Source organism: Leptodesmis sp. (assembly GCF_052746595.1).
The window spans coordinates 1-6,964 of the sequence record NZ_JBRAGO010000156.1; the positions used below are offsets into that span (position 1 = coordinate 1).

General features: G+C 48.7%; 12 protein-coding genes and 1 riboswitch. Of the genes, 1 reads left to right on the plus strand and 11 read right to left on the minus strand.

What is annotated here, in order from left to right:
• A partial coding sequence (locus ACUVQO_RS21735) for a hypothetical protein (protein WP_445927912.1) occupies positions 1-208 on the plus strand: 208 nt, incomplete at its 5' end.
• Positions 209-246: 38 nt separating this feature from the next.
• Here the strand turns inward: ACUVQO_RS21735 and ACUVQO_RS21740 are convergent.
• From ACUVQO_RS21740 to ACUVQO_RS21790, 11 genes are all read right to left on the minus strand, one after another.
• Positions 247-438, minus strand: coding sequence for a type II toxin-antitoxin system HicA family toxin (locus ACUVQO_RS21740; protein ID WP_445927922.1), 192 nt, complete (start codon positions 436-438; stop codon positions 247-249).
• 25 nt (positions 439-463) lie between these two features.
• The gene (locus tag ACUVQO_RS21745) at positions 464-691 is read right to left on the minus strand and encodes a type II toxin-antitoxin system HicB family antitoxin (RefSeq protein ID WP_211619681.1); all 228 of its coding nucleotides are present in this window, start codon (positions 689-691) and stop codon (positions 464-466) included.
• Positions 692-1,441: 750 nt separating this feature from the next.
• Positions 1,442-1,921, minus strand: a complete 480-nt coding sequence (locus tag ACUVQO_RS21750) for a hypothetical protein (protein ID WP_445927913.1) — start codon at positions 1,919-1,921, stop codon at positions 1,442-1,444.
• Positions 1,922-1,953: 32 nt separating this feature from the next.
• On the minus strand, positions 1,954-2,118 hold the full coding sequence (locus ACUVQO_RS21755; RefSeq protein WP_445927914.1) for a hypothetical protein: 165 nt from the start codon (positions 2,116-2,118) through the stop codon (positions 1,954-1,956).
• 16 nt (positions 2,119-2,134) lie between these two features.
• Positions 2,135-2,863 (minus strand): DUF190 domain-containing protein, encoded by a 729-nt coding sequence (locus tag ACUVQO_RS21760; RefSeq protein WP_445927915.1) that lies wholly within the window; start codon positions 2,861-2,863, stop codon positions 2,135-2,137.
• 17 nt (positions 2,864-2,880) lie between these two features.
• Complete coding sequence (crcB, locus tag ACUVQO_RS21765; protein WP_445927916.1) at positions 2,881-3,258, minus strand: fluoride efflux transporter CrcB; 378 nt, start codon at positions 3,256-3,258, stop codon at positions 2,881-2,883.
• On the minus strand, positions 3,258-3,683 hold the full coding sequence (crcB, locus tag ACUVQO_RS21770) for a fluoride efflux transporter CrcB (protein WP_445927917.1): 426 nt from the start codon (positions 3,681-3,683) through the stop codon (positions 3,258-3,260). The genes crcB (ACUVQO_RS21765) and crcB (ACUVQO_RS21770) overlap by 1 nt, the downstream gene beginning before the upstream one ends.
• A gap of 105 nt (positions 3,684-3,788) precedes the next feature.
• Complete coding sequence (locus tag ACUVQO_RS21775) at positions 3,789-4,292, minus strand: universal stress protein (RefSeq protein WP_445927918.1); 504 nt, start codon at positions 4,290-4,292, stop codon at positions 3,789-3,791.
• A complete protein-coding gene (locus ACUVQO_RS21780; protein ID WP_445927919.1) occupies positions 4,262-5,275 on the minus strand; it encodes a hypothetical protein in 1,014 nt (337 codons plus the stop codon). Before ACUVQO_RS21780 ends, ACUVQO_RS21775 begins: the two co-directional genes overlap by 31 nt.
• 179 nt (positions 5,276-5,454) lie before the next feature.
• Positions 5,455-5,539, minus strand: a riboswitch (Fluoride riboswitch).
• A gap of 181 nt (positions 5,540-5,720) precedes the next feature.
• The gene (locus ACUVQO_RS21785; RefSeq protein WP_445927920.1) at positions 5,721-6,386 is read right to left on the minus strand and encodes a hypothetical protein; all 666 of its coding nucleotides are present in this window, start codon (positions 6,384-6,386) and stop codon (positions 5,721-5,723) included.
• Positions 6,387-6,395: 9 nt separating this feature from the next.
• Positions 6,396-6,964, minus strand: a 569-nt coding sequence (locus ACUVQO_RS21790; RefSeq protein WP_445927921.1) for a DNA-methyltransferase, incomplete at its 5' end; no start/stop codon positions are given.

Consider the following 6,964-nt stretch of genomic DNA (forward strand, 5'->3'; position numbering starts at 1 on the left):
GCCTCCCGCTACGGCCCTCACTAACCATTTTCTGGGTGCTTTCGCAACCACAGATCCCCCTCCAACCACGGCCTCCACTGACCACCTTCTGGGTGGTTGCGGGCTGACAGATCCCGCTGAAGAACGAGTGCAAGCTCTGGCTGCGGAGCTAGCTAACGGTCGTGTTCAGCGGCGACGGATTACTTCTGTATCCCAACCAAGAGCTTGATAACGTCCGCTGCAACACGGTTGTTAGACCTCGCGCTGTTAAGGGATCTCGAATAAAGAGCGAGGCAACCCTGCTTGCCGAATAATTGATTGTAAAGTACCAGTACGTATCTCCGCATAATTTGGTACAGGAACGGTTATTGTCGAATCCTCATTGCGCTTTTGCATGATGATATGGCTTCCACGTTGCCGCACCTTGACGAATCCGTGTTGTTCGAGAATCTTACACACTTCTTGGGCTGATAGAACTCGTGATCTACCCAACGATAACCTCCAAACTCGTCACAAATACCTCACTGTGCAATCGACTTCTAATTTCAGACGGATCAGCAGCTTCAAAGAATAGCTCTAGTGCTTCAACCAGATTATTTCTGGCTTCCTCAACCGTATTGCCTTGACTCGCAATGTCTAATTGCGGGCATAAAGAGACATATCCGTCGCCTTCACGCTCGATAATGGCTGTAAATTGTTGGATTCGACTCATAAAGTTCACCTGCAAACATAACTCAGCATATCTTGGGTTGCCTGACTTGATGGAGAATACCATCTGTCATATTTATTGACATACCATCGATCGCCGCTGCAATCAGCCCGTGCAACCAAGACCTCACCTCCAATTCTATAAGTAAAGTCAATTACATCGGCTGACTTTTTGATACTGCTGCTATCAACAAAAACGCTCTCTCCTGTTGAAGCATTACCGATAAATTGCCAGGTTGATTGCGCTGGTCTATCAACCGCTGGTGAAGGCGATGAAGAAACTAATGGCGAGGGTGATGAAACCGATGGCAAGGGTGATACAGTCGATTCCCTGACTATTGGTGAAGGTGTTACAGATGCCGAAGGTTCAAGGAGAAAGAGCTTATCCCAATTTATGATCAAAGCTACGCCTACTGTGCCGAATAGCCTAAGTTGCTATTTGAGAGCCAACATAATTTGGGTTCGAGAATCTTGATTCTTGTCGTCTGGCATTGACTTAGCTCTAAATGCTTACCAATGCCTTCAGCTATCTGCCATAACCGATACCCGAGAGGTCTAAAAATTTATTATACTGAAAGTTTCCGTATAAAACCCCCACTACAGGGAGTTATACGGAAAGTTTCTATTGAAATGCTGATTTTTCACAATTTAACCAAAGCTCTCTCGATAATATCCAGATTTCCAGGAGTTATACGGAAAGTTTCCGTATAATTTTAGAATTCGGGAATAGCCCAGCACTCTCAAGAGATCACCGTCAACGAACCACGATCCCAGGCGCGATCGCCCCTAAATAGAACCAGAACAAACGGGGTAGCCCGGTTATCTCTAAGTCAGCAGTCACAGGTTCAAAGTCTCTGGGGTTTGGGTAGATACGCTGAACGACTAAAAGTACTACCAATCCGAGGATGGCAGGGATGACCAGGATGGCAAAGCCACCTCGATAGCCCAACTGCCACGACAGCATCGTTGCAACCATCAGCGGCCCCGTTACCGCCCCAACTTGATCCATCGCTTCATGCAGCCCAAAGCCAAAGCCGCGACCCACCTGCATCGCCCCGTGGGACAGCAAAACATCGCGGGGTAGAGTGCGAATGGCTTTACCTGTGCGCTCCGCAATCATCAGCCCCGCCGCCGCTTGCCAGGTGCCCGTAAGTACCAGTAAAGGCACGACAGCAGTGTTGATGGCATAGCCCAGGGTAGTGATGCGCCAATATTGGCGGGTGCGATCGCTCAAAAACCCGATGGTAATCCGTAATCCATACCCAATTAACTCCCCAAATCCGGCGACCAGACCGACAATGGTGCCACTCGGCCCAGGCTGCCAAGATAGGCTCCGGTAATACTGCGGGCTCCTTCATAGGTGGCATCAGCACAAAGGCTGACGACACCCACCAAAATGACAAACCACAGCACCGATTTTTTATCGCTCATCGCTTCTTCCACTGGGCTAATTAGACTGATTCACAGGGGCATGGTGAACCACTCGCACCGGATCGCGCACCACAATGCCACCCACCACCATCTCTTGAACGAGGGGGAGAAACTGCTCAATTTTTTCCGTGCGATCAATCAAGCTCACCACCATCGGCAAATCTGAAGATAACTCGATAATGCCGAGAAACTTAATCCGCTCCTGGTTATGTTTGCCGTATCCAGTCATACCCCGTAGCACCGTTGCGCCAATCAACCCCTGGCGACGCGCTTCTTCTACCAGGGCGAGATGCACGGGTTTATCTCGCCATTGGTCTGACTCACCCACGTAAATGGTTAATCGTTCGTAGTCTGTCATGGTGTCTTCTAAATCGGGTAAAGGGTCAGCTAAATGCAGCGAGAAATCGGGCTGGTCATTAACGACTGGCGTATGGTGTACAACAGTCACCCGCTCCGTGAAGGCCAGCCCATCCTGCACCAGGTTTTGAATGTGGGGAATATACCGGGCGATCGCTTCCGGTCGATCAACCACCGTCAACACCACAATCATTTGCATCGCCAATTCTGGCATCCAGTCCACGCTGATGTAGCGATGGCGCTGACCATAACCCACTGCCGCCCGAGCTACGGTCATACCAGCGATACTCGATTGTCGTGCCGCCTCCATCAGAGCACGGTATAGCAGTTTGCCTTGGGCGCGATCGCCCTCAGTTACGTAAATAGTCAACTGTTCTGCATTGCTCATGTGTTCTCCTGCAAAAGCTAGAGGTGCTGGGCTAGGGCAATCCCCATTTCAACAGCTAAAAATCCCCCAATCGGGCTGCCCAACCCATAGAGCAGTGCCCGTTTAATGTTACCCAGCTTCAAAAGGTTTGAGAAATCTAGCACATAGGTTGAAAAGGTGGTGTAAGCACCCAAAAAACCAACTATGATTAACCCGTTTAGCCATTGAGCAGCACTCATTTCTTGAAATACCGTTGCCAAGAACCCTATGCCGAAAGCACCAGAAAAATTAATCAATAAAGTGCCAAAGGGAAAATCTTCGTCAAACCTTTGGGCACAAGTGAGGGTCAGATAATAACGGCTCAGTGCTCCAGGAATTGCGCCTAATGCGATCCATAGCGGTAGAAAACTGTCCATCAGTTTGACCAATCCCGATCAAGTTTTTTGAGCACCCACTCTGCAAGAGTAATACCCAGTTGCAAACTGATGCTCCCCAACAACACGCTTCCCGTCCAGTAAATTAAGTCTGCTTGTAAATCCCTTTGAGATAGAAGTTTGGCGCTATCGAGTTCATAACTCGAAAACGTGGTGTATGACCCTAAAAATCCGGTCAAAAGCAATAACCGCAGATCGGGATGAATGCTAATTACCTGCCCCAATGAGAGCGTGGCTAAAAGCCCCATGAAAAAGCATCCAGTAATGTTTACAACTAAAGTGCCATAGGGCATGGCGGTACCCAGCAGATGTCCGATCTCCATTCCCAGGTAGTAACGGCATAGGGCACCTGCGATCGCGCCTAATGAAATTGCCATCACCGTTCGTACTACAGGCTGTTTGAGCATGATGAATTACTCTAGTTTTTTGCAAATGGGTTGCTAACGAATCGGGGGTGATGCTAACTCGGCTTCCACAACCAGAACGAGCATAGCACTACTTTCTAGCACGGCTTAAGACACTGAGTCCACCAATACTTCCTCAAGAGGACGATGACCGCGTTTGCCGATCACAATTTCCGCCACGCCATAATCCTGAGCTGTGCGAACAATCTCTTCCGGCACCAGACCACTGGCAGTAACAACGCGATACCGAATATCTGCCAGGATTCGTTTTGCCTCATGGCGGAGTCGCCCAACCCCTTGAGGGTCATCCATCCGAATGACATGAAGCACGACCACTTCGGCATCACTACGACGAGCCAACTCCGCTGCTTTGGTCAGCACCTGGGTCGCCAGGGGAGACGTATCGACCGCCGCTAGCAAGACAATCCGGCGAAACACCGAAACCTTCGTCGGGTCAACCTTACCCCGCTGTAGCAGCTTGGGTGCAAAGGTAGGAATTGCCCAGGCTCCCAGGAGTGCCGTTACCAGAATTGAGAGGGCTGCTAAAGCAAGAATAGTTTCGCCCCCTTCTATGCCTTGGGCTAAAGGAATAGCACCGATCGCTGCCTGCACAGTTGCCCTAGCGGAATTCCCAGGGAGCAAAAATAGCCGCTCTTTCCATGTCCAGTTACTTCCCAAGGTTGATGATACCAGCCCAGAGAACGCCCAATCAACGTGCCCATGGCTAATACGACTAAGCCAATCAGCAATGTATTACATAGCACATTAAGCTGAATACTGGCTCCTAACAGCACAAAGAGGATGATCTCAGCAATGACCCACAAACTATCAAAGCCGCCGCGTAGTCGTCGCGCTAATGGAGCATCCATCTCAATTAGGAAAAAGCCAGCTGCCATGACGGCTAAATAACCAGAGAACACGGGAAAATCTTCTGCTAGGACTACCAGCAACAGGGCAACACTGGCGGCAACCAACGCATCCTGCACCGCATTTTGCGTCCAATTTGGCTTTGCCAATAGTGAAACTAGCAGACGAGCCGCAAGCCATCCCAGCAAGACCCCTAACCCGATTTGCAAAATGATTTGAAACGGCAGCAATTGCACTGGACTCAGCGTTAACCCTCCCGGCAAGCTTATTCCGGCTGCGGCACTTTGAGACAGAAACGCCAACAGCAAACTAAAGACTAGCAGTAGCAAGACATCGGACAGCGCACTTCCGGTTAAGATGGCATCAGGAATCCCTTTTTTCACCCCCCATCCCAGACTTTTTAAGCGCAACATACCCGGCACGATGACGGCGGGAGATTCCGCGCTAATGATGTAACCCAGAAGTAGCCCCGTAGCAAAGTCAAACTGGAGCAGCCACATCGAAGCGATCGCTATTGCGGTTGCTTCACCAGCCGCCGGTAAAAAGCCTAATCGCAATGCTACAGTACCTTGCTGAGCCAGCTTTTCCCGATCCAGCCCTAACCCAGCCTTCATCAAAATCACTATGACGGCGATTACTCGTAGCGAATCTGCTGCTGCCAAAACCTCTGGTGCGATCGCATTGCCCATATAGGGTTCAAGCACAATTCCGACCAAAACCATACCCACCAGCGCAGGCACTCGAATTCATCGAGCAATTTGCCCAACGAAAAAGCCCATCAATAAAATCCAGATAATGCTCTCTAACATATCGCCACGTTGTAGTTGAGTCGGTGGATCAACGTGACTTGTAGCGACGGATTTGCTTCAGCCCATACAGACATAGCCCTACCCTTCCGCTACAAGTCGGAAAAGTAGGAGCCATCAGCCAAATACGTTGTGATAATGCTCAAACGCTAGGCGGTTTCGGCGAGCTTCATCGCCATCGTTTCTTTTTTATATCATTCCTGTGCCAATCGAGGGAAGAAGCTGATATCATCTTGCTGGGGTGCGGAGAGGGCTAACGGTGAAGTTGTGCGGCGGTAGATAACCTCGAACACCCACCGACAACCTGTGTACCGTCCGCACCAACGCAGTATTAGCTGGCTGTCGCTACTCTCAGCAATGCCTAAAATCAATCACTCCGACTAAACCAAAATTGCCTAACTTGAGTGAAATAGGTCATCCGCTCTTCAATCTTGCCGATCTCGCGTGGATAAAAATCTGCTAAAGCGTCACACAGTTCTAGCATCCACTGCTTTCGAGAATATCTGGGATTAACCGTAATTAGGTTTGAGTTGGCAATCTGGATCTGTCCCCATCCCAAAGCCCCAATCGTCAGGCAGTTCCATCCCAAGAATTCGATCGGCACAAAAGTAACTCTCTCGACATCTACGCGAGTCCCTTGTACTTCATAGGCAACCATCAGGATAGCAAAGACATTCTTGTCATCCCTATAGAATCGGGCTAAACGTTCTACAGAGATAAGGTTTGGCATACTGAATTTCGTGCTGAGCCTGTGAGTCTTTACATCGATGACGTAGTAGAACCCGTTATCATCCTCAAAAGCCAGATCTGCCATTGCCCTTCTAGCAAAGTTGGCTGAATAGTTCTTGCAGACATCATCTCCTAAAACCTGTTGTAAGTTGTTGCCCAGTACTTCCTGAACAGCATCACCTACAGCTCTTGGGCTATTTGCCGTCGATGTTGATAAGTAGTCCTCTTGAGCATTCAGGAAAGCCCTAATTGATTCTTGAACCTCACCAAACTTTTCACTGTAAAAGATCTGGCTTTTTTCCATTGAAGTTAATTACTCCGCTATGGGAAATAAGTCTTGTTGGCGCGGTGCATCAGCATTTCGAGACTTTCGAGAACTACTCTTCTTCTCCACAGAACGAACTTGTTCATTTAAGGTATTCCGTTCCCAAAAGACTCCCTCTGAATAGCCTTGAATGGAAGCGTCCACCTCCGCAAGGTCAAGGCGTTTCTCAGTTAAACATGCATACATCTCATCTAGCTCTACCCCGAAGTACTGCCTTCCTAACTTTTTGGCAACTACAGAAGTAGTTCCTGAACCCAAGAAAGGATCAAATACGACATCTCCTGGATTAGAACTAGCAAGAATAACTTTTGCAACTAACTTCTCTGGTTTCTGAGTCGGATGATCTGTATTTTCTGGCATTGACCAGAAGGGAACAGTTAGATCTGTCCACAAATTAGAAGGGTGAGTAAGACGATAATTTCCGTTATCCGTTATATCCCAGTCTTTAGGTGCACCATTTACAGTGTAGGGAGCAATAACTTTTCGCTTAAGCTTTACTGACTCAACATTGAATGTATAAGTATCTGAGACTGTACAAAACCAAATATCTTCTGAAC

Excerpts from the sequence above, each read along its gene's own strand:
- ACUVQO_RS21745 (WP_211619681.1), bottom strand. The coding sequence starts at position 691 with ATGAGTCGAATCCAACAATTTACAGCCATTATCGAGCGTGAAGGCGAC.
- ACUVQO_RS21755 (WP_445927914.1), bottom strand. The coding sequence starts at position 2,118 with ATGAGCGATAAAAAATCGGTGCTGTGGTTTGTCATTTTGGTGGGTGTC.
- ACUVQO_RS21760 (WP_445927915.1), bottom strand. The coding sequence starts at position 2,863 with ATGAGCAATGCAGAACAGTTGACTATTTACGTAACTGAGGGCGATCGC.
- crcB (WP_445927916.1), bottom strand. The coding sequence starts at position 3,258 with ATGGACAGTTTTCTACCGCTATGGATCGCATTAGGCGCAATTCCTGGA.
- crcB (WP_445927917.1), bottom strand. The coding sequence starts at position 3,683 with ATGCTCAAACAGCCTGTAGTACGAACGGTGATGGCAATTTCATTAGGC.
- ACUVQO_RS21785 (WP_445927920.1), bottom strand. The coding sequence starts at position 6,386 with ATGGAAAAAAGCCAGATCTTTTACAGTGAAAAGTTTGGTGAGGTTCAA.